This window comes from Caballeronia sp. 11_S32, assembly GCF_056930355.1.
In genome coordinates this window covers 358076-380088 of record NZ_JBXOWH010000001.1, presented here as the reverse complement: position 1 = coordinate 380088, position 22013 = coordinate 358076, and the positions used below count along the sequence as shown (strand labels likewise).

General features: G+C 61.1%; 15 protein-coding genes. 8 read left to right on the top strand and 7 right to left on the bottom strand.

What is annotated here, in order from left to right; genetic code table 11:
- Nucleotides 1-2: 2 nt before the first annotated feature.
- Together AC1Z32_RS01755 and AC1Z32_RS01750 are read right to left on the bottom strand one after the other, a co-directional pair.
- The gene (locus AC1Z32_RS01755) at nt 3-6035 is read right to left on the bottom strand and encodes a hybrid sensor histidine kinase/response regulator (RefSeq protein ID WP_483476992.1); all 6033 of its coding nucleotides are present in this window, start codon (nt 6033-6035) and stop codon (nt 3-5) included.
- Nucleotides 6036-6395: 360 nt separating this feature from the next.
- Nucleotides 6396-8021 carry an alkaline phosphatase family protein gene (locus tag AC1Z32_RS01750; RefSeq protein ID WP_483478177.1) on the bottom strand — a complete coding sequence of 542 codons (1626 nt, stop codon included), beginning with the start codon at nt 8019-8021 and terminating at the stop codon, nt 6396-6398.
- Between the two features lie 390 nt (nt 8022-8411).
- Between AC1Z32_RS01750 and AC1Z32_RS01745 the strand changes: the two genes are divergently transcribed.
- A complete protein-coding gene (locus AC1Z32_RS01745; protein WP_483476991.1) occupies nt 8412-9953 on the top strand; it encodes a methyl-accepting chemotaxis protein in 1542 nt (513 codons plus the stop codon).
- A 66-nt stretch (nt 9954-10019) separates the two neighbouring features.
- Here AC1Z32_RS01745 and AC1Z32_RS01740 read toward each other — a convergent pair whose 3' ends face one another.
- Nucleotides 10020-11177 carry a YncE family protein gene (locus tag AC1Z32_RS01740; RefSeq protein WP_483476990.1) on the bottom strand — a complete coding sequence of 386 codons (1158 nt, stop codon included), beginning with the start codon at nt 11175-11177 and terminating at the stop codon, nt 10020-10022.
- Between the two features lie 722 nt (nt 11178-11899).
- Complete coding sequence (locus AC1Z32_RS01735) at nt 11900-12376, bottom strand: hypothetical protein (protein ID WP_483476989.1); 477 nt, start codon at nt 12374-12376, stop codon at nt 11900-11902.
- 306 nt (nt 12377-12682) lie between these two features.
- Between AC1Z32_RS01735 and AC1Z32_RS01730 the strand changes: the two genes are divergently transcribed.
- The 4 genes from AC1Z32_RS01730 (at nt 12683) to AC1Z32_RS01715 (ending at nt 16541) form a co-directional block, all read left to right on the top strand.
- Nucleotides 12683-13309, top strand: coding sequence for a glutathione S-transferase family protein (locus AC1Z32_RS01730; protein WP_483476988.1), 627 nt, complete (start codon nt 12683-12685; stop codon nt 13307-13309).
- 16 nt (nt 13310-13325) lie between these two features.
- On the top strand, nt 13326-13961 hold the full coding sequence (locus AC1Z32_RS01725) for a glutathione S-transferase family protein (RefSeq protein ID WP_483476987.1): 636 nt from the start codon (nt 13326-13328) through the stop codon (nt 13959-13961).
- Nucleotides 13962-14100: 139 nt separating this feature from the next.
- Nucleotides 14101-15744, top strand: a complete 1644-nt coding sequence (locus tag AC1Z32_RS01720; protein ID WP_483476986.1) for an acyl-CoA synthetase — start codon at nt 14101-14103, stop codon at nt 15742-15744.
- A 14-nt stretch (nt 15745-15758) separates the two neighbouring features.
- The gene (locus tag AC1Z32_RS01715) at nt 15759-16541 is read left to right on the top strand and encodes an enoyl-CoA hydratase (RefSeq protein ID WP_483476985.1); all 783 of its coding nucleotides are present in this window, start codon (nt 15759-15761) and stop codon (nt 16539-16541) included.
- A 4-nt stretch (nt 16542-16545) separates the two neighbouring features.
- On the opposite strand, the gene AC1Z32_RS01710 is transcribed toward AC1Z32_RS01715, so the two are convergent.
- Complete coding sequence (locus tag AC1Z32_RS01710) at nt 16546-16935, bottom strand: DUF779 domain-containing protein (protein WP_483476984.1); 390 nt, start codon at nt 16933-16935, stop codon at nt 16546-16548.
- 56 nt (nt 16936-16991) lie between these two features.
- Nucleotides 16992-18512 carry an aldehyde dehydrogenase gene (gene adh, locus AC1Z32_RS01705; protein WP_483476983.1) on the bottom strand — a complete coding sequence of 507 codons (1521 nt, stop codon included), beginning with the start codon at nt 18510-18512 and terminating at the stop codon, nt 16992-16994.
- Between the two features lie 551 nt (nt 18513-19063).
- Here adh and AC1Z32_RS01700 point away from each other — a divergent pair.
- The 3 genes from AC1Z32_RS01700 (at nt 19064) to AC1Z32_RS01690 (ending at nt 21431) form a co-directional block, all read left to right on the top strand.
- Nucleotides 19064-20461, top strand: a complete 1398-nt coding sequence (locus tag AC1Z32_RS01700) for an L-lactate MFS transporter (protein ID WP_483476982.1) — start codon at nt 19064-19066, stop codon at nt 20459-20461.
- A gap of 21 nt (nt 20462-20482) precedes the next feature.
- On the top strand, nt 20483-20620 hold the full coding sequence (locus tag AC1Z32_RS01695; RefSeq protein ID WP_483476981.1) for an MFS transporter small subunit: 138 nt from the start codon (nt 20483-20485) through the stop codon (nt 20618-20620).
- A 505-nt stretch (nt 20621-21125) separates the two neighbouring features.
- Nucleotides 21126-21431 carry a high-potential iron-sulfur protein gene (locus AC1Z32_RS01690; RefSeq protein WP_483476980.1) on the top strand — a complete coding sequence of 102 codons (306 nt, stop codon included), beginning with the start codon at nt 21126-21128 and terminating at the stop codon, nt 21429-21431.
- A 7-nt stretch (nt 21432-21438) separates the two neighbouring features.
- Here the strand turns inward: AC1Z32_RS01690 and AC1Z32_RS01685 are convergent, their stop codons facing one another.
- On the bottom strand, nt 21439-21945 hold the full coding sequence (locus tag AC1Z32_RS01685) for a DUF4019 domain-containing protein (protein WP_483476979.1): 507 nt from the start codon (nt 21943-21945) through the stop codon (nt 21439-21441).
- Nucleotides 21946-22013 lie beyond the last annotated feature (68 nt).

Genomic DNA, 22013 nt, shown 5'->3' with positions numbered 1-22013 from the left:
TCCTAACGATGCAGCCACGCGCGCAGCACGGCAAGCAGATCATCGCGGTTGACGGGTTTCGAGAGGTAATCCCACGCGCCCGCCTCGATGCACTTCTCGCGATCGCCCTTCATCGCCTTGGCCGTGACCGCGATGATCGGCAGTGCCTTTCCGACTGGTCTCTTGCGGATTTCCCGCATCGTGGCGAGGCCGTCCATCTCGGGCATCATGATATCCATCATGACGATCTCGATTTCGGGATCGGACTCCACCTGCCGTATCGCATCGCGTCCGTTGTCGGCCCACACATGCCGCATGCCGAGGTCTTCCATGATCGTCGCGAGCGCAAAGATGTTGCGCATGTCGTCATCGACAATCAGCGCCTTGACGCCCTTCAACGCACTCTGCGACGCCCGCAACGCATGCAGAATGGCGCCGTGCTCCAGGGCGAGCCGCTTTGCATCGATGTGAAGCGCGGCGACGCTCAGATCCAGCAGTTGGTCTCGGCTTGCCGCGTGCTGCACGATAAAGCCTTCGCGGGCGTGTTTCCAGCGTGCGGGCGGGACATCGCCCGCCGCGCTCACGATGACCGGCAGCGGCGCAATGCTCTCGCGCGAAGCGAGTGCCGCTTCGATGTCCTCGGGTGAGATGCCGAGGATTCCGTCGGCGAGCACCAGCGCGTCAACGGGCTGAGACGATAACTGCTGCAGCAGCGCATCGCGTGAATTGGCAAAAACCACCGCGGCCTGCGTGCCCTGCAATGCACTGGAGAGCAGTTCCCGCTCGATCACCGATGAAAGCGCCACAAGAACGACGCGTCCTTTCGCCTCGATATACCGGGCCATCGATGCGAGCGCGTCATCCAGAATGGCCTGCGATTCGACCGGCTTGGGAAGAAAGGCGAAAGCGCCGGACCGCAGTGCGCGGTCGCGCGATTCATCGGTCGAGATAACGCACACCGGAATGTGCCGCGTGGCCATGTCGTTTTTTATTCGCGCGAGCACTTGCCACCCTTCCATATCGGGCAGAAACAGATCGAGTGTTATAAGGTCCGGCTTGAATTGATTGACGAGCATCAGGGCATACGCGCCGAATGCCGTGGTGAGCGCCTTGAACCCTCGCTGCCGCGCCGCATCGACCATGACGCGCGCGAAGGCTACATCGTTCTCGACGATCAGCACGACCCGGTCGCCCTGCACGATATTGTTCCGGTCGTCGGCGATATGCGTGCCCGCGACTTCATGCGGAATCTCGACGGCCAGTTCGGGCTGCGTCGCGAAGTCCGCGCGTGTGTGACTCGTGCTCGACGATACGTCCAGAACAGTCACGCCCGCTCCATCGCGGCGCGCGTGCTTTCTGCGCCCCGTTCTCACGAGTTCGTTCGCACGCGGCAAGAAGAGCGTGAATGTGCTTCCCTCTTCCGGCGCGCTGGTCAGGCGGATTTCTCCACCCAGCAGTTTGGACAGTTCGCGGCTGATCGCAAGGCCCAGTCCGGTGCCGCCATATTTGCGGCTGGTGCTGCCATCGGCCTGCTGGAAAGCCTCGAATACGATCTGCTGTTTATCGGGCGAAATACCGATGCCTGTGTCCTGAACCGAAAAGGCAATCACGGACCCCGCGCTATTCAGCGCTTCGTTGTCCTCGCCCCATCCTCCGAGCGCGTGCTCGATGGACAACGATACTTGCCCCTGATGCGTGAACTTGAAGGCATTGGAGAGGAGGTTTTTGAGGATCTGCTGCAGCCGCTTGAGGTCCGTCACGATCGACACGGGCACATCGCTATCCAGATGAATGACGAAATCGACGTTTCGCGCTTCGGCAACGTGGCGGAAAGTGCGCTCGACGTACGTCGTCATATCGGCAAGGCGATGCTCGGCAACATCGAGGACGACCGTGCCGGACTCGATCTTCGAAAGATCAAGAATGTCGTTGATGAGCATCAGCAGATCATTCCCCGAGGAATGAATGGTCCGCGAGTACTCGATCTGCTTGCCGGACAGATTGCCTTCGGGATTTTTGCAAAGCTGATCGGACAAGATAAGCAGGCTGTTGAGCGGCGTGCGCAATTCGTGCGACATGTTGGCGAGAAACTCTGACTTGTACTTCGATGTCAGAGCGAGCTGCTTCGCTTTATCCTCGAGTGCCTGACGCGCCTGTTCGACTTCCGAGTTCTTGCGCTCGACTTCCTGATTCTGATGCGCAAGCAGACGCGCTTTCTCCTGCAACTCCTGATTCGTCTGCTGCAGTTCTTCCTGCCGGCTCTGCAACTCCTGCGCGAGCGATTGCGATTGCGTGAGCAGATCTTCGGTGCGCGTGTTCGCTTCGATCGTATTGATGACGATGCCGATACTCTCGGTCAACTGGTCGAGGAACGCGAGGTGAGTCGAGTTGAAGCGCTCGATGGACGCCAGTTCGATCACACCCTTCACCTGCCCTTCGAAAACGATCGGCAGCACCAGCACGTTCTGCGGCACGACGCTGAGCAGACCCGATTCGACGCGATAGTCCACGGACGCCGATGGCGCCAGCAGGATCTTGCGCTTTTCGAAAGCACACTGACCGACGAGCCCCTCGCCCAGCTCGACTTGCTTTCCGTGCGAACGATGACCGTCCGACGCATAGCTCGCGACGAGCCTCAGTGAGGCGGCCTGATCGACCATCCCGAATACATAGAACTCCGCCTGTTGCACACCGACGACCGGAGCGAGTTCCGAGAGAATGAGCTGACCGACCGCGACCAGATCCTTCTGCCCCTGCAACATGCGGCTGAACTTGGCCAGGTTCGTCTTGAGCCAGTCCTGCTCCGTGTTGAGCGCGGTCGTGTCCTTCAGGTTGCGAATCATCTCGTTGATCGTGTCCTTCAGCGCCGCAACTTCACCGAGCGCCTCGACGGTGATGGATCGTGTGAGGTCGCCTTGCGTCACGGCCGTCGCCACTTCCGCGATCGCGCGGACCTGCGTCGTCAGATTGGCCGCGAGCTGATTCACGTTTTCCGTGAGCCCTTTCCACGTGCCGGCCGCGCCCGGCACCTTGGCCTGTCCGCCGAGTTTCCCTTCGACGCCGACTTCGCGCGCGACGGTGGTGACCTGATCGGCGAAGGTCGCGAGCGTGTCCGTCATGCTGTTGATCGTATCGGCGAGCGCCGCGATTTCACCTTTCGCTTCGACGGTCAGCTTGCGTCCCAGATCGCCGTTTGCGACTGCCGTCACCACGCGCGCGATGCCGCGAACCTGGCTCGTCAGGTTGCCGGCCATGAAGTTGACGTTATCGGTGAGATCCTTCCACGTGCCCGCAACGCCCTGCACATCCGCCTGCCCGCCAAGCTTGCCTTCGGTGCCTACCTCGCGCGCCACGCGCGTCACTTCGGAGGCGAACGAGCGCAACTGATCGACCATCGTGTTGATCGTGTTCTTGAGTTCGAGAATTTCGCCCTTCACGTCCACGGTGATCTTCTTCGACAGGTCGCCCGCCGCCACCGCCTTCGTCACGTCCGCGATGTTGCGAACCTGACTCGTGAGATTGCCGGCCATGAAATTCACCGAATCCGTCAGATCCTTCCAGGTGCCTGCGACGCCCTGAACATCCGCCTGTCCGCCGAGCTTGCCGAGCGTGCCCACTTCACGCGCGACCCGCGTCACTTCGGAGGCGAAGGAGCTCAACTGATCGACCATCGTATTGATGGTGTTCTTGAGTTCGAGAATCTCGCCCTTCACGTCCACGGTGATCTTCTTCGACAGGTCGCCCGCCGCCACCGCCTTCGTCACGTCCGCGATATTGCGCACCTGACTCGTCAGATTGCCGGCCATGAAATTGACGTTGTCCGTGAGATCCTTCCACGTGCCCGCGACGCCCTGCACGTCCGCCTGACCACCGAGCTTGCCTTCGGTGCCGACCTCGCGCGCCACGCGCGTCACTTCCGACGCGAACGAGCGCAACTGATCGACCATCGTGTTGATCGTGTTCTTGAGTTCGAGAATCTCGCCCTTCACGTCCACGGTGATCTTTTTCGATAGGTCGCCCGCGGCCACTGCCGTCGTCACTTCGGCGATGTTGCGCACCTGTGCGGTCAGGTTGCTGCCCATCGAGTTGACCGAGTCGGTCAGATCCTTCCACGTCCCCGCGACGCCTTGCACATCGGCCTGACCGCCCAGCTTGCCTTCGGTGCCGACCTCGCGCGCCACGCGCGTCACCTCCGAGGCGAACGAGCGCAACTGATCGACCATCGTATTGATCGTGTTCTTCAGCTCGAGAATCTCGCCTTTCACGTCGACGGTGATCTTCTTCGAAAGATCGCCCGCGGCAACGGCTGTCGTCACCTCGGCGATGTTGCGCACCTGTGCGGTCAGGTTGCCGCCCATCGAATTCACCGAATCGGTCAGGTCCTTCCACGTTCCCGCGACGCCTTGCACGTCCGCCTGGCCGCCCAGCTTGCCCTCGGTGCCGACCTCGCGCGCCACGCGCGTCACTTCCGATGCGAACGAACTCAACTGATCGACCATCGTGTTGATGGTGTTCTTGAGTTCGAGGATTTCGCCCTTGACGTCCACCGTGATCTTCTTCGAGAGATCTCCGGCGGCGACGGCCGTCGTCACATCGGCGATGTTGCGCACCTGCGCGGTCAGATTGCTGCCCATCGAGTTGACCGAGTCGGTCAGGTCCTTCCAGGTACCGGCGACACCCTTCACGTCAGCCTGACCGCCCAGCTTCCCTTCGGTGCCCACTTCGCGCGCCACGCGCGTCACTTCGGAGGCAAAGGAGCGCAGCTGATCGACCATCGTGTTGATGGTGTTCTTCAATTCGAGGATTTCGCCCTTCACGTCGACAGTGATCTTCTTCGACAAGTCGCCCGCCGCCACGGCCGTTGTGACTTCCGCGATATTGCGCACCTGACTCGTCAGATTGCCCGCCATGAAGTTGACGTTGTCGGTCAGGTCTTTCCATGTTCCCGCGACGCCTTTGACATCCGCCTGACCGCCGAGCTTGCCTTCCGTGCCGACCTCGCGCGCCACGCGCGTCACTTCGGAGGCGAACGAGCGCAATTGATCGACCATCGTGTTGATCGTGTTCTTGAGTTCGAGAATCTCGCCCTTCACGTCCACGGTGATCTTCTTCGACAAGTCTCCGGCGGCGACCGCTTTGGTCACCTCCGCGATGTTTCTCACCTGGCTCGTCAGATTGCCCGCCATGAAGTTCACGGAATCGGTCAGGTCTTTCCAGGTGCCCGCCACGCCCTGCACGTCCGCCTGACCGCCGAGCTTGCCCTCGGTGCCGACCTCTCGCGCCACGCGCGTGACCTCCGCGGCAAAGGTGCCCAGTTGCTCGACCATGCGATTGATGATCTTCGCCGTGCGCAGGAACTCGCCTTCGAGCGCCCGCCCGTCCGCTTCGAGCGCCATGCTCTTGCTGAGATCCCCTTGCGCCACCGCGCCGATGACGCGCGCCACTTCGCTCGTGGGATGAACGAGATCCACGATGAGCGAATTCACCGAGTCGATCGAGCGGCGCCAGAAACCCCGGGGATCGGGCAGGGTAGCGCGCTCGTAGATGCGGCCTTCCTTTCCGACTGCCTGGCTCAGACGCGCGAGTTCATCCGACATGCGGATGTTCTGGTCCACCACATCATTGAAAACGTCCGCGAGCTTGCCGTGCAGACCCGGCCAGTCGGCGGCAAGCGACGCCCCCTCTCCTTTTCTCAAGGCGATGAGCGCGGCGTAGATATCCCGGGTACACGCGTGCGCCGTGTCGGACGCCCGGAGAAGTTCGTTGGAGTCGCGCGCCTGTTGCAGCCAGAAGCCGCTCAGCCCTTCCTCGTCGACGCCGCGGCCATCGCGCACGCCCGCTGCCGCATTCCCCGTTGCGCGCCCGAGCGCCGACGACTGACGCGCGCATTGATCGGCCAGCATGTTCAGTTCAGCGGCTAGCTGTCCTTTCACGCCTGTCCAGTCGACGGGCAATTTCTGTACGCTCTCCCCTTCCCGCAAGGCAGCGACCGCCCGTACCATCATCTGGAATTCGCTGTCGGTCAGCGTGTTTTCTTCTTCCGATATGGTGTTCATTCCTGTCCCCGGTGTGGAAGTGTCTGCAAGCGTATCAAGTCGCGTCATGAAAGGAACACATTCCAGATCAAGGAATATGCCCCTTTACATTCGCGCGCGATGCTATGCCGATACACATTAAGCGACGCTTAAGCCAGGCGACAAGAAATTCGTCGACGAAGCTCCTTTAAACACCCGTCGGACGGAGTTCAGTAACTATTGCTGGTTTGATTTGCCGGCTTGACGAAAGAAACGGTAAAACTTTTAGCTCGGCGACTGGATTGCTTTCGCAGCCGGCGGAAGCTGATCTAAAAGCGAAATCAGCATTCCACTGCTGCGCTTCGCGTGCCGGCCCGACGAAGAGCCGGCACAGAGCGTGTTTCAGAAGCGTTTCGCGCCCAATCCCGGAAGTGCCTGTGTGCCCTCCAGCTCGACGGCCTTGAGCAGCTTCCGATCGATGTCGAGCAACTCTAGAATCGTCGGAGCGACCTGGGTCGTGAGCACCGGCGCATCGATCATCCGGCCCGCCTCGTGAGCGCCGGGCACATACACGATCAGACCGAGATGGCTATCGTCGGGTGCGTTGCCGCCGTGCTCCTCGTCTTTCTTCGCGCTCGTCGTGTAGATCACGCCGGGGTTCGGCTGAACGACGATGTCGGGCGTGCGGCCCTGCCCCGGATCGCCGAAGCGCTCCGCGAGCGGCTGGCCATAAAGAATGTACGCGCCCGGGCCGTCTGCACAGATGCCGGGCGCGTTGCAGCCCAGATTCGCCTTGAGCGTTTTTACGGCGGCGGCGAGCTGATTCTGATCTCGCAGCCAGACGAGGCCCACGTCGTCGGTCTGGATGAAGCCCGTGCCGGTCAGTCCGCTGCCGTCATTCAGGTTGCCGCTTTTCGTGTTCGCTTGCCCGATGTTCCCGCTCGCATCGAAGTAGTTGTTCGATTCGAGCAGCTTCGAGAGCGTGTCTCCGTTCTTAACGAGCTTCGAGTGATCGGCCGGCGACTGGCCATGCTTCGACGTCACGATGATAGCCGTCGATTGATACAGCCCGCGCTGTTTGAGCTCCGCCACCATGCGCCCGAGCGACGCATCGACATAGGCGATGGCCGCCGTCACCTGCGGCCCCGGCGTGAAGCTCGCGTCGAGATAGCCTCCGCCGTCGGCGACCGGCGCCTTCTGCGCGACGCTCAACGTCTGGAAGTTGGTGCCGAATATCGTCGGGACAGCGGCGGCGCGCTTCCCCGTGGAAGTCTTTCCGTCGATCTGGTTGATGATCGCCTGCACGTGATAGTCGTCGAACTTTTCCGTGTGCGTATAGACGTCCGTGTAGTCAGTGCCGGTTGCGGGGTCGACCGAGTTGATCTCGGTGCGCATGAGGTCGTCGACGCCATGCCCAGACGGGCCGTTGAGCCAGTCATAACCCCACGCGTGCTTGTCGGCCCATGCGGTTCGCGCGTTGGCAAGCTTCTCTTTGACCACTTCGAAAACCGTATTCGTCTTCACGTAATCGTGCGGATAGACCGGTTTGCACACACCGTCGACCTTGGCATTCGGAATAGCCTGCGGATTGAATCTGCCGCCCCCGTCGAGATGCGTGAGCGGACCGCCGTTCAACGCATCGTAGCCGGTGGTTTCGTCGAACACGACGTTCCAGCCTTGCGGGCCGCTGCACGACGTATCGGCAGGCGCGTACAGCGTGCGATCGTACGACACGTCATAGAAGAGGCCCGCGCTCTTCGGAGAGCCGCCCGTCACGAGCGCCGCCAGACCGGGAAACGAATCGGAAAGTCCGGGCGTATAGGCGTTGCGGTATGTCGTACCCGCTTTGGCGAGCACTGCGATATTCGGGCATGCGTTTGCCGCGATACAGCGCGCCACGTCCTGTTCGTGCAAGCCGTCGAAACTGATCAGCAAGACGCGCGAGACGGATTCCGGGTTGCCGCCGTGGCCATGTTTCCCGTCGACGGACGCAGCATTCGCACCTTGAGATGCAAACATCGCGAGCATGGCCGTAGTCATAGAGAGGCGCAATGCGCCCTGCAAGGTTCCTTTATTCATGTCGTTTCCTCATTGGTCGATCAGGACGTCTCGAACAGCCCCGACAATGTGCAGCGCCTTTGAGTCGACTCCGTGAACAAAGACTTTCGATTGGTTATTCTTCGAGATGAATATTTTTTCTTCCAGGAAGCGTTGTTAAGCATCGCTTAAGCAACGGCTCGAACCCTGTCTCAGGGGATTCGATCGCTCTCGCTTGATCGACATCTCAATACGGGCTCGAAGCCACCTTTTTAGGGCGGGATAAGGAATCGCTGGGTATTGCCGTAAACCCTATCGGCGAGCGCATCGCAATCGCACGCGATGCCCCGAGAAAAGAAGCGAATCACCTTTGAGCCTCAAATGAACTTGTCTTTTTCAAAAAAACTCTGGCTTCCGCTGATCCTCAGTCTCCTTTGCATGGTCGGAATGTCCATCGCCGACGCGTACCGGATGCGTCAAATACGCACTGAAGAGCGGATGATGGACTTGCAACACGCGAGCGAAGTGGTGAACAGCATCGTGAAGGCTTTCGCAAGCGAGGTTGCGTCAGGAAAGTTGTCGGAAGATGCGGCGAAGACACAGGCGCTCGAGAGCATTCGGCAAATCCGCTTTGGCGCCGACGGATATTTCACGGTCATCGACTCACAGGGAAAGGTTCTCACGCATGGCGTCAAGCCCGATTTCATCGGCAAGGTCATGCTGGATTATCACGATCAGAACGGGGTATTTCTATACCGCGATGCCATCGACCTCGTGAAACGTGACGGCCACGGCTATGTTCACTACGCGTTCGCCAAACCGGGCACGACGAAGCAGTTGCCCAAACTGTCGTACGTGCTCGCCTATCCGCAGTGGGACTGGATCTACATCGCCGGGGTCTATATCGACGACATCACGGCGGATTTCTATTCGTCCCTCGCGACTACCTTCGGCACGCTATTCGTGCTTGCGTTCGTGCTGGGCGCCATCGTCACCGTCCTGAACCGCGGGATTCTGCGTTCGATGGGCGGGGAGCCAGCCTATGCGGCAGAGATCGCCAACCAGATCGCTGATAACAATTTGACCGTTTCCGTGAAGACGGCGGCGAACGACCGCACGAGCCTGATGGCAGCCATGTCGCGCATGCAGGCGCAACTCCTGACAGCTATCGGCACAGTCAAGCAGTCCGCGGGCGCCATTGCGAACGCGAGCGGAGAAATCGCATCGGGCAACACGGACCTTTCGTCCCGCACGGAGGAACAGGCCGCTTCTCTCGAGGAAACAGCGGCCAGCATGGAAGAACTCACCGCGACCGTGCGGCAGAACGCCGAAAACGCCCGGCAAGCCAGTGGTCTTGCGGCCAACGCGCGCAGTGTCGCAAACGAAGGCGCGAAGATCGTTGGCGAGGTCGTCCATACGATGGCTTCAATCGACGAAAGCTCCGCGAAGATCGCCGACATCATCGGAATCATTGAAGGGATCGCTTTCCAGACGAATATCCTCGCGCTCAATGCCGCAGTGGAAGCCGCGCGAGCCGGCGAACAGGGCCGTGGCTTCGCGGTAGTGGCAACAGAGGTTCGCAGCCTGGCCCAGCGATCGTCCTCGTCCGCGAAGGAAATCAGGGAACTGATCGAAAACTCGGGAAGCCGGGTGCACGCGGGTACTGAACTGGTATCGAAGGCCGGCGAAACCATGGAACGGATCAGCTCGGCTGTTCAGCACGTGACCGACATCATGGACGAAATCGCCACGGCCTCGCACGAGCAGACTCGCGGCATCGAGCAGGTGAACCAGGCGATCAGTCAAATGGATGAGGTGACCCAGCAAAATGCGGCGCTCGTCGAGCAGGCCGCCGCGGCGGCCAAGTCGCTCGAAGACCAGGCCGCGCAGTTGCGCTCCGCGATGGCCGTGTTTCGCACGTAGCCTGATTGCTCGGCCCTTCGACGAAAACGACACGTTCTCGTCGAAGGGCTTGCCGCCGATGCGCGATTACTTCGTCGCAAACACCGATATGCCTCCATTTGTGAATTGAGTCGACGTGCCAGGCTGGAACGGCACATAGACTTGACCGAGACCACTGTCCACGGCTACGGAATGCGCGCCCGCTCCAACGGGCACCTTGTAGAGCAATTGCCGCGTCGCGCCATCGATCACGCCCATCTGCGGGCTGAACCCCGACGATGCCGCCGTACCGCTCGCTACGTAGTGCCGCGCGGGCAGGAAGTATCGATTCGAGCCCGGATCGTATGTCACCTGGTCGGTGCCGCCGAAGGGCACGGAGGCCAGTTGCGCGCCGGTGGTTCGGTCGAGAATCAGCGTAATGAGCGGATTGCCGGCGGAAGGATCGCATCCCACCAGCACGTCGTTGTTCGGTCCCAGCGCTATGCCTGTAGGCGAGCACTTATCGAGCGGAAAAGCCTTGCTGACAACCGGTGCGCCGGCAACCACCGATTTCGCCGTGATGACATCGAGTTCGCCATCGGGGTGCGCTGACGTGCCATCGTTATTGATGTAGAAGTTCTTCGTGGTCGAATCATAGGTGCAGGCCTCGAGCCCCGATGATCCATTGAACACCAGCTTCGACACCACGCTTTGCGTCGTCGTCGAGATGAAGGTGACGAAAGGCGGCGTCTCTCCAGGGCTCGCGTACATCACCAGATGATCGTCCGGGTCATAACATCCCTCGTCCACGCGTGAACCCGAATTGCTGACAGCAATCGTCTTGACCGTTTTGAGCGCGGCGGTATCGACGATCTTGACCGAGTCCACGTCGCCCACGTACAACGTATTCGTACCTGTAATGCCAACGATGCCGTCCGGTCCGGACGCGTCCGTCGATGCGCCGACGCCCGCGAAGGAGCCGGTAATCTGGGCAATGAGCGTATTCGACTTCGTATCGACGACATCGACGGACTTGTTGTTCCGATCGGTCAGATAGTATCGTCCCGCTTCCACGTAGCCGATATCGAAGCTGAATGGCGGACTCGACGCATTCGGCACGGCAATGTTCGTCAGCAGCTTCGAGTTCACGGGCGTGGATGTGGACGGTGTCGAGCTGGACGTCGACGAATCCGAGCTGTCGCTGCCGCCACATCCGGCTATCACGGCAGTTGCAGCAAGGAGTAGCACGATCAAAGGCTTTTTCATCAATTGGCTCCTTCGTTGGGACAGAACTGGCAAACCCGAGACTCTTTCCAGCGGAGCGCTGGTCTTTGCCGACCGAGCACCACTCGCATGGCGCGACTGGGTTATGAACCCGCCGCGAAACTCATGGACGCAAGCATGCTCAAGCATCCATAACAATGCACAGCAAATGATTTGATGGTTCCTATATGGAACTATTGATGGACGTATGACTGCTGTAATCTGTTTAGAACAGAACTCTGACGGTCTTAGTAATGTTGAAGGCAGACCAAAGAACCGTGGCGTTGCAAGCTTGCGTACGCTAACCGTTGCGGGGCCGCGCTTCGTTCGCGCCTCCCGAGGGCGCATCTCGTCTTCCGCTGTAAAGCGGCGCGTGGAGATTTGAAAGTTGTCTTCGTGACAAAGAAGCGCCCGTCAAACAGGCTTTAAGTGAAAACACCGATGCGGTCTGTCATCTTATCGACCGCTAAGTCAGCGCTAAGATTGGCGGATTCGATACACGTTATTTTTCTTAAGCTCGCGCTAAGGTTTCGCCGAATACAATCCCACTGGCGCAACGACTTATCTTTATCGACGAACGTATTTTATTTATTTAAGTAGCCGACTTTTTGCGTTAGACGCAACCACTTTCAAGCTATTGAAAAGGGCGAACGCAATGCTCGCCCTTTCACTGATCCTAGCAGTATTGTGTCGCCAAAATCCGCGCGACCGAGCGAACTCGCTTACTACTTTTTGGCAGCGTCGACCTTCTCATCGGCTGCTTTCTTGTTCGCATCGTTTTGCGCCTCGACTTTGTCCTTATCGGCTTTCGCTTGAGCCACGCTCGCATCCTTGCTGGCATCGCGCTTCTTCTTGTCGGCCTTGGCCTGAGCATCACGTTTCTTCTGGTCGGCCTTGGCTTGCGCCTTCGCCGCGTCTCCGCGCGCATTGGACGCTTCCCTTGCAGTCGTGGCCTTCTCCGTCTTTGCGGCCTTCTTGTCAGCGTCTGCCTGCGCCGAAGCCTTGTCTTCGTTAGCCGACGCCTGAGCCTTGTCGGCGTCGCTTTGGGCTTCAGCCTTCTTCTTGTTGGCGGTAGCCTGCGCTTCACTCTTCTCGCTGTTTGCCTTTAGCTGTGCCTTGGTGGTATCCGAAGTGCCCGATGTTTGCGCGAACGCCGTCGAGGCAAGCAGTAAAGACGCGAGAACCGTGGCAACTTTCTTCATGTTCTTCCTCCCTGGAGAGACGCCGATTTGAGCCAGCGCTCATGTTAGTGATAGCGATCGGCGACGTTATCGAACGCAGCCGATCGCACATGACTCAGCAAGCCGCGCGCCCGCCGGGAGCAAAAGTGAATCGATCGCATTTCGCACGGCGCGAACGGGCAGCGAGCCAGCCAAGAACACGCTGGATCGCATGTGCTGGCGACCGTCGAGAGCGTCATGCTTCCAGCGCGGCTCAAGGCAAACCGCGAAACACAGCTAAGATTGATGCTTCGACGCGCAAGCGAAACCAACGGAGGAAGACATCGAATGCTGACGATCTGGGGCAGAGCCAACTCGGTCAATGTGCAGAAAGTGCTGTGGTGCTGCGAGGAACTGGGCCTCGCATATGACCGCATCGACGCGGGCCTGCAATTCGGGCGCAACAACGAGCCCGACTATCTCGCGATGAACCCGATGGGCCGCATACCCACGCTGGTCGATGGCGATTTCGTCCTCTGGGAATCGAACTCGATCATCCGCTATCTCGCGATGCAATACGCGCCTGACAGCACGCTCTACCCCGCCGAGCCGAAAGTGCGTGCGAGTGCGGACCGCTGGCTCGACTGGTCGCTCTCCACGCTGCAGCCCGCCGAGCGCCCCGTCTTCTGGGGCTATATCCGCACGAGCGCGGCGGATCGCGACGCCGCGCAACTCGCCGCCGCCGCGAGCGAAGTGGAAAAGCTCTGGCGCGCCGTCGATGCGCATCTCAAGGGCCGCGACTATCTCGAAGGCGATACGTTCACCCTCGCCGATCTTGTCATCGCGGCCTATGCGCGCCGCTGGTTCGGCATCGCCGAACTCGTGCGGCCCGCCCTGCCCGCGCTCGAACGCTGGTATCTGGGCATCACGCAGCGCGCGGGCTTCCAGCGTTATGTGTCGCCCGCATTGACCTGAACCGGGACGCAACGCCATGACCATCGAACTTCATACCTGGAACACGCCCAACGGACGCAAGATCAGCGTCGCGCTGGAGGAAATGCAACTGCCCTACACCGTGAAGACGGTGAACATCACGAAAGGCGAGCAGCACGCGCCCGACTTCCTGAGCATCAGCCCGAACAACCGCATTCCGGCGATCGTCGATCCGGACGGCCCCGACGGCGAGCCTATCAGCGTGTTCGAATCCGGCGCGATTCTGCTCTATCTTGGCGAGAAGACCGGCAAGTTTCTTCCCGCGAGCCTGCGCGACCGCGTGCCGGTGCTCGAATGGCTGATGTGGCAGATGGGCGGCTTCGGCCCGATGCCGGGACAGGTGCATCATTTCCGCATGGTCGAAGCGGAAAGCGATCGACGCTATGGACTGAAGCGCTATTCCGATGAAACCCGCCGCCTGTACGGCGTGCTCGACAAGCGTCTCGCGCAGGTTGAATACGTCGCGGGCGAATTGTCCGTCGCCGATTTCGCGATCCTCGGCTGGGCGTGGCGGCACGAGCGTCATCAGGTTTCGCTCGATGATTACCCCAACGTCAAGCGCTGGTACGAAGCGCTCTTCGCGCGTCCGGGCGTCAGACGCGGCTTCGACGTCAAGCTCGACGATCTCGCCTGACGCCTGTTGCGAGGCCCGTATAAGGGCAAACCATGAGGCCGGACGTCAGGCTAACGTAAGTCGCGCGCATGATAACGATAAACTTGAGAACATCGGTGGCGCGGGCACCCTCGCTCGATCCGCGCTCGAGGAGACAACCATGACAGCCGGCATGTACGACGATGGCCTTCCCAAAACGGCCGCCAACTTCGCGGCGCTGACGCCGCTCACGTTCATCGAGCGCGCGGCGTCCGTGTATCCGACGCGCCCCGCCATCGTCCACGGCGATGTGCGGCGCAACTGGACCGAGACCTATGCGCGCACGCGGCGGCTCGCGTCGGCGCTCGTTGCACGCGGCATCGGCCTGGGCGATACGGTCGCCGCCATGCTGCCCAACACGCCCGAAATGGTCGAGGCGCACTTCGGCGTGCCGATGACGGGTGCCGTGCTCAACACGCTCAACACGCGGCTCGACGCAGCCACGCTCGCATTCATGCTCACACATGGCGAAGCGAAGGCGGTGCTCGTCGATCGCGAATTCTCGGAGATCATGAAGAAGGCGCTCGCGAGCGTGCCGCAGCCCGTGCTCGTGATCGACGTCGATGATTCGCAGTACACGGGCGCGGGCGAACGCATCGGCGAAATCGACTATGAGGCGCTGCTCGCGAGCGGCGATCCCGCATACGAATGGTCGCCGCCATCGGATGAATGGAACGCCATCTGCCTGAACTACACGTCAGGGACGACGGGCAATCCGAAGGGTGTGGTCTATCACCATCGCGGCGCATACACGAATGCGATCAGCAACGTGCTGGAGTGGGACATGCCGAAGCACGCCGTGTATCTGTGGACGCTGCCCATGTTCCATTGCAATGGCTGGTGTTTTCCGTGGACCGTCGCGGCGCGCGCGGGCGTGAACGTGTGTCTGCGCCGCGTCGATGCGAAGACCATCTTCGAACTGATCAGAAGCGAAGGCGTCACGCATTATTGCGGCGCGCCGATCGTGCAGAACCTGCTCGTCAATGCGCCCGACGAGATGAAGGCCGGCATAGAACAGAAAGTGCACGCGATGGTCGCGGGCGCCGCGCCGCCCGCCGCGATGATCGAAGGCATGGAGCGCATGGGCTTTCAGTTGACGCACGTGTACGGGCTCACGGAAGTCTATGGCCCGGCCGCCGTCTGCGCGCAGCAAGAGGCGTGGAGCACGCTCGATATCGGCGAGCGCGCGCGGCTCAATGCGCGGCAAGGCGTGCGCTATCACTTGCAGGATGCGGTGACGGTGCGCGACCCGATGTCGATGGAACTCATGCCCATGGACGGCGAAGCCATCGGCGAGATCATGTTTCGCGGCAACATCACGATGAAGGGTTATCTGAAGAACACGGCCGCGACGGAAGAAGCGTTTCGCGGCGGCTGGTTCCATACGGGCGATCTGGCCGTCGCCTATCCGGATGGTTATGTTCGCATCAAGGATCGCAGCAAGGACATCATCATCTCGGGCGGCGAGAACATATCGAGCATCGAGGTCGAGGACGTGCTGTACCGGCATCCGGCCGTGCTTGCGGTGGCGGTCGTCGCGAAGCCGGATACGCGCTGGGGCGAGACGCCTTGCGCGTTCGTCGAACTGAAGGCGGGCGCGGAAGTCTCCGCCGAAGACCTGATCGCGCATTGCAAGAAGCATCTCGCGGGCTTCAAGGTGCCGCGCGCGATCGAGTTCTGCGAGCTGCCGAAAACATCGACCGGCAAGATCCAGAAGTTCGAGCTGCGCAAGCGCGCGGGCTCGGTCACGGCAATCGACGTTTGATGGAGAGTCAGCCCATGAGCGATGCACTCGTTAAAGTGGAACACGATGCATACGGCGTAAAAGGCGCGGTCCGGCTGACGCTGAATCGGCCCGGCGCGTTCAATGCGCTATCGGAAGCGATGCTCGAAGCGCTCGAAAGCGCGTTGAAGGATGTCGCCGGATCGGATGCGCGTGTGGTCGTGCTTGCCGGCGAAGGCCGCGCGTTCTGCGCGGGACACGATCTGAAAGAGATGCGCGCCGAACCCGCGCTCGACTACTATCGCGCGCTTTTCGCGCGGTGCTCGCGCATGATGCTCACGATTCAACGCATGCCGCAGCCGGTGATCGCGCGCGTGCATGGGGTCGCGGCGGCGGCGGGCTGCCAGCTCGTCGCCATGTGCGATCTCGCGGTGGCATCGAGCGATGCGCGCTTCGCGGTTTCGGGCGTGAATCTCGGGCTTTTCTGCGCGACGCCGAGTGTGCCGCTGACGCGCAACGTATCGCGCAAGGCTGCATTCGAAATGCTCGTCACCGGCGAGTTCATCGATGCCGCCACGGCGCGCGAGCGCGGCCTCGTGAATCGCGTCGTATCGCCCGATGCGCTCGACGATGCCGTGCACACGCTCGCCGCCACGATTGCCGCCAAGCCGCGCGAAGCGGTCGCGGCCGGCAAGGGGCTGTTCTATCGGCAGCTCGAAACGGGCATCGAAGCGGCATACGCGCTCGCATCGGAAACGATGGCCTGCAACATGATGGACGACGCCACGCTCGAAGGCACGCAGGCGTTCATAGAAAAGCGGCCGCCGCGCTGGACATGAGCGCTCAGCCCACGTGCTCGACCGGGTGCCTTTCGAGCCACGCGTTCTCTTCATCGCTGTATAAACGCGAGCGCGTGAGAAAGCGCAGTCCCGTCGGGCGTTCGAGCGAGAACATGCCGCCGTTGCCCGGCACCGCATCGATGATGAGTTGCGTGTGCTGCCAGTACTCGTATTGCGATTCGGTCATGTAGAACGGCACGCCGCCGATCGCACCGAGCTTGACGTCCGACCCGCCGACCATGAACTCGTTCACTGGAAAGCACATCGGCGCGCTGCCGTCGCAGCATCCGCCGGATTGATGGAACAACACGTCGCCATGCTCGGCCCTGAGCTTTTCGATCAAGTCGATGGCGGCGGGCGTCGCCGTCACGCGCAGCACTTCCTGTTCGCTCATGATGTCCCCGTTGTTCGAATCGGCCGCCGCGAGACGCAGCGGCGGCCCCACAGGTTTTAGAAGAAGCCGAGCGGCTTGTCGCTATAGCTGACGAGCATGTTCTTCGTCTGCTGATAGTGGTCGAGCATCATCTTGTGATTCTCGCGCCCGATGCCCGATTGCTTGTAGCCGCCGAACGCCGCGTGCGCCGGATACGCGTGATAGCAGTTGGTCCATACACGACCCGCCTGAATCGCACGGCCGAAGCGATAAGCCCGCGTGCCGTCGCGCGTCCACACGCCCGCGCCGAGGCCGTAGAGTGTATCGTTCGCGATCTCGAGCGCTTCTTCCTCGGTCTTGAAGGTCGTCACGGAGAGCACCGGCCCGAAGATTTCCTCCTGGAAAATGCGCATCTTGTTATGGCCTTTGAAGACGGTCGGCTTGATGTAATAGCCGTTCTTCAATTCGCCATCGAAGCTATTGCGCTCGCCGCCGGAGAGACACTCGGCGCCTTCCTGCTTGCCGAGATCGATATACGACAGGATCTTCTCCAGTTGCTCCCGCGAAGCCTGCGCGCCGATCATCGTCTTCGTGTCGAGCGGATGGCCCTGCGCGATCGCCGCGACGCGCTTCAACGCGCGTTCCATGAAGCGCTCGTAAATCGACTCCTGCACCAGCGCGCGCGACGGGCACGTGCACACTTCGCCCTGATTCAGCGCGAACATCGTGAAGCCTTCGAGCGCCTTGTCGAAGAAACTGTCGTCGGCATTCAGCACGTCCTCGAAGAAGATGTTCGGGCTCTTGCCGCCCAGCTCCAGCGTGACGGGAATCAGATTCTGGCTCGCATACTGCATGATGAGGCGGCCCGTCGTGGTCTCGCCGGTGAACGCGATCTTCGCGATGCGCTTGTTCGACGCGAGCGGCTTGCCCGCTTCCAGCCCGAAGCCGTTCACGACATTGAGGACGCCCGGCGGCAGCAGATCTTCGATCACTTCGAGCAGCACGAGGATCGATGCGGGCGTCTGCTCGGCCGGCTTCAGCACGACGCAGTTACCGGCAGCGAGCGCGGGCGCGAGCTTCCACACGGCCATCAGGATCGGGAAGTTCCACGGAATGATCTGCCCGACGACGCCGAGCGGTTCATGGAAGTGATACGCGACCGTATCGTGATCGATCTCCGAGATGCCGCCTTCCTGCGAACGCGCGGCGCTCGCGAAATAGCGGAAGTGATCGATCGCGAGCGGAATGTCGGCGGCCATCGTCTCGCGCAGCGGCTTGCCGTTGTCGATGGACTCGGCCAGCGCGAGACGCGGCAGGTTCTGCTCCATGCGATCGGCGAGCTTCAGCAGCAGGTTCGCGCGATCGGTGACGGAGGTCTTGCCCCACGATGCCTTCGCTGCATGCGCCGCATCGAGCGCGGCTTCGATATCGGCTTCGCGCGAACGCGGAATCGACGTGAAGGGCTCGCCGGTGATCGGCGAGATGTTGTCGAAATACTCGCCGCCCGCGGGCGGCACCCATTTGCCGCCGATGAAGTTGCCGTACTGCTTTTTGTAGGGGTATTCGGTGCTCAGGAACTGCATCTCCGCGTGATTCATTTCTATGTGCTCCTCGCATGTCGACGTGAACGGGCCGGCACTGCCGATGTCCGGCGCCGGTCGCCCTAGATTGCGAGTTCCATGCCATCGCCCGCGCGATGACGCGATGCACGCGAAAGCCGCATCGGCACGCGGTTTCGCATCGCATGGTCAGGGTTTATACGAAGGCCATGTGATCTGTTCACATTCAGAACACCTGCCCTGCCCTGTAGCGATGCGATACAGCATTGATGGAACCGTCAAAGCGTCCGGGAAGCACACGCATTGCCGCGCGAGCCGCGCCGATGCTGCGGGCAAACGCTTATGGCACGAGTGTTCATATTGCAAAGGCATTCACAGTTGTCTATGGTCATGCCCAGCCGTGGCAAAGCGTCGCATCCATATGTCGTCCCATCGCATGTTTGGGCGGCGCGAAATGGCCTTGCGAGCGCGCGATGCAAACCGCGTAGCCGCTCGCATGACCACGGCAGGCTGCTGTCCGGCGACCCCGTACGGCACCTCAAGCAAACGATGAGCGCGCACGTGCATGCATGACGCGCCACGGAGACCACATGAACAGCACAATCAATCAAGGGGCCGTGCACGGCCCGACAGGTTTCTTTTCCAAGGAGGCGACCATCGCCCGGCCCGGTTTCTCGCGCTGGATGGTGCCGCCCGCCGCGCTGGCTGTTCACTTGTGCATCGGGCAGGCGTATGCGTTCTCGGTGTTCAACGCGCCGCTCACGAAGGTTATCGGCATCACCAAGTCCGCGCCCGATGACTGGTCGCTCACCACGCTCGGCTGGATCTTCTCGCTCGCGATCGTGTTCCTCGGCCTGTCGGCGGCATTCGCCGGCAAGTGGCTGGAGAAGGTCGGCCCGCGCCGCACGATGTTCACCGCCGCGTGCTGCTTCGGCGGCGGCTTTCTCGTGTCCGCGCTCGGCGTCCATCTGCATCAGATATGGCTGCTGTATCTCGGCTATGGCGTGATCGGTGGCATCGGGCTCGGGCTCGGCTATGTGTCGCCGGTATCCACCTTGATCCGCTGGTTCCCGGACCGGCGCGGCATGGCAACCGGCATGGCGATCATGGGCTTCGGCGGCGGCGCGATGATCGCCGCTCCCGGCTCCGTCGCACTGATGAACCACTTCAAGAGCGCGACGAGCGCCGGCGTAGCCGAAACGTTCCTCGTGCTCGGCGTGCTGTATTTCATCTCGATGACGATCGGCGCGCTCGCGATCCGCATCCCGCCGGCGGACTGGAAGCCGGCTGGCTGGACGCCGCCCGCGACCGCCAACAAGATGATCACGAAGAACCACGTGCACATCGATCAGGCGTTGAAGACGCCGCAGTTCTATCTGCTGTGGCTCGTGCTGTTCCTGAACGTGACGGCGGGCATCGGCGTACTCGGCCAGGCATCGGTGATGATTCAGGAAAGCTTCAAGGCGTCGATCACGGCGGGCGCGGCGGCGGGCTTCGTCGGGCTGCTCTCGCTTTTCAACATGGGCGGGCGCTTCGTGTGGGCGTCGGCGTCGGACTGGATTGGCCGAAAGAATACGTACTTCGTGTTCTTCGTGCTGGGCGCGGTGCTGTATTTCCTCGTGCCGCAATTCGCCGGCGCGGGCAACATCGCGCTCTTCGTGCTGGCTTATGGCGTGATTCTTTCGATGTACGGCGGCGGGTTCTCGACCGTGCCCGCGTATCTCGCGGATATGTTCGGCACGGCGTTCGTCGGCGGCATTCACGGACGGCTTCTGACCGCGTGGGCGGCCGCGGGCGTCGCGGGTCCGGTGCTCGTCAATTACGTGCGCGCCTATCAGGTGTCGCATGGCGTCGCCGGCGCCGAGGCTTATACGATGACGCTGCATATCATGGCGGCGCTGCTCGTCATCGGCTTCATCTGCAACCTGCTCGTCACGCGGGTGCATGAGAAGCATCACATGAACATGCCGGCGCACGCCGCCAACTGAGATTCAGGAGAGAGATCCGCGATGAATACCCGCATCGACACTCATGAGGGCAACTCGTCCAATAAAGGGCTGCTGCTGATGTTCTGGGCGTATGTGCTGATTCCGCTCGCATGGGGCGTGACGAACACGCTCACGCAGGCGATCAAGCTGTTCCAGTAAGTCGGCAGGAAAGTTATCGCGCGCCGGAGGGCCGATTCGATGTCGGCTCACGGCGCGCGTTTCATTTGCGGCTTGCCGCCTGCGATGCGAGCCGCGTGCGATGCGAGCCGCGTGCGAGTCTCAATGCCCGCGCTTTTCCACCCTGTTCAGGCTGCGGCGCGCGAGCACGCTCATCAAGAGCGTGCTGCATACGAGCGCCGTGAGATACACGCCAGCCATCATCCATTCCACTTCGGTCACGCCTGTTCCCCTTTGAATTGAGCCACGGCCGGGCGCCGCGGGAGTGATTCACGCGATTGCAACTGCGTTCTGGCCTGATTTACGGCACGCGCGCGCAAAGGTTTAGCGGCGCGTTAAAAGAGGGTGCGCAAACGGTGCGTCAGGAAAATGGATCGAACGTTCTATTTACAAAACAGGCACGACCGCACGCGCCGGCGTATCGTTCGATTAGCGCCCGAAGAGCGCGCGACGACATTCCCCACAAACGAAAAAACGGTCCAAGACGATGAACACGTCCCGTCGCAGCTTCATGATTTTCAGCATCGGCATGGGCTCGGCGCTGTGGCTCACGCGAGCCCAGGCCGAGGCGCCGCGTCTCAGCGAATCCGATCCGGCTGCTGTCGCCGTCGGCTACAAGGAGGACGCCGCGAAAGTGGACAAGGCGAAGTATTCCAACTTCGCGGCGGGGCAGACGTGCGCGAACTGCTCGCTGTTCCAGGGCAAATCGAGCGATGCCTGGGGCGGCTGCACCCTTTTCAACGACAAGCTCGTGGCCGGAAAAGGCTGGTGCGCATCGTACACGAACATGTAATACCGCTTCAGCGCACGGAATAGCCGACGAAACGCCAGACCTTGTCCGAATCGAGGATGAACGTCACCATCTCGCGTGACGACTGATGGGCCTGGCTGAACTGGGTATCGAAGAGAATGTTGATGTACGCACCGGCCGGCATGTTGCCGGAGCCGTCGTAGTGGTAATGCTTGACGCCCATCGGCATGCGCATGCCCGGCGTGCCGAGCGGCGAGCGGTCGTGTGTAATCTTCTTCGTGAAGTCATCGCGTGAAATGACCTGTTTCGCGATGGGCGACGCCTGATCCCACACCTCGCCTGTCTTGCTTTGATCGATCAGCCTGACGACGGCCAACGCAACCTGAGCGATGTCCTGGTCTTGCTTGTCGAGCGCGTCCTGCTGTTCCTTCGTGAGCGAGCGGGCAGCGGCGGATTGAAAAGCTTGCTGCGGAGCCTGGGCCTGTTGCGCCTGACACGCGATGCTGGTCGATATCAGCAGAAGCGCGCCGAGTGAAAGTTTGATGCGTGCGTTCATGTTTCAGAAGATGCTCGTGATTTGCCAGTGGATTGTATCGCCGTCACGGCAATGGACGATAAGAAATA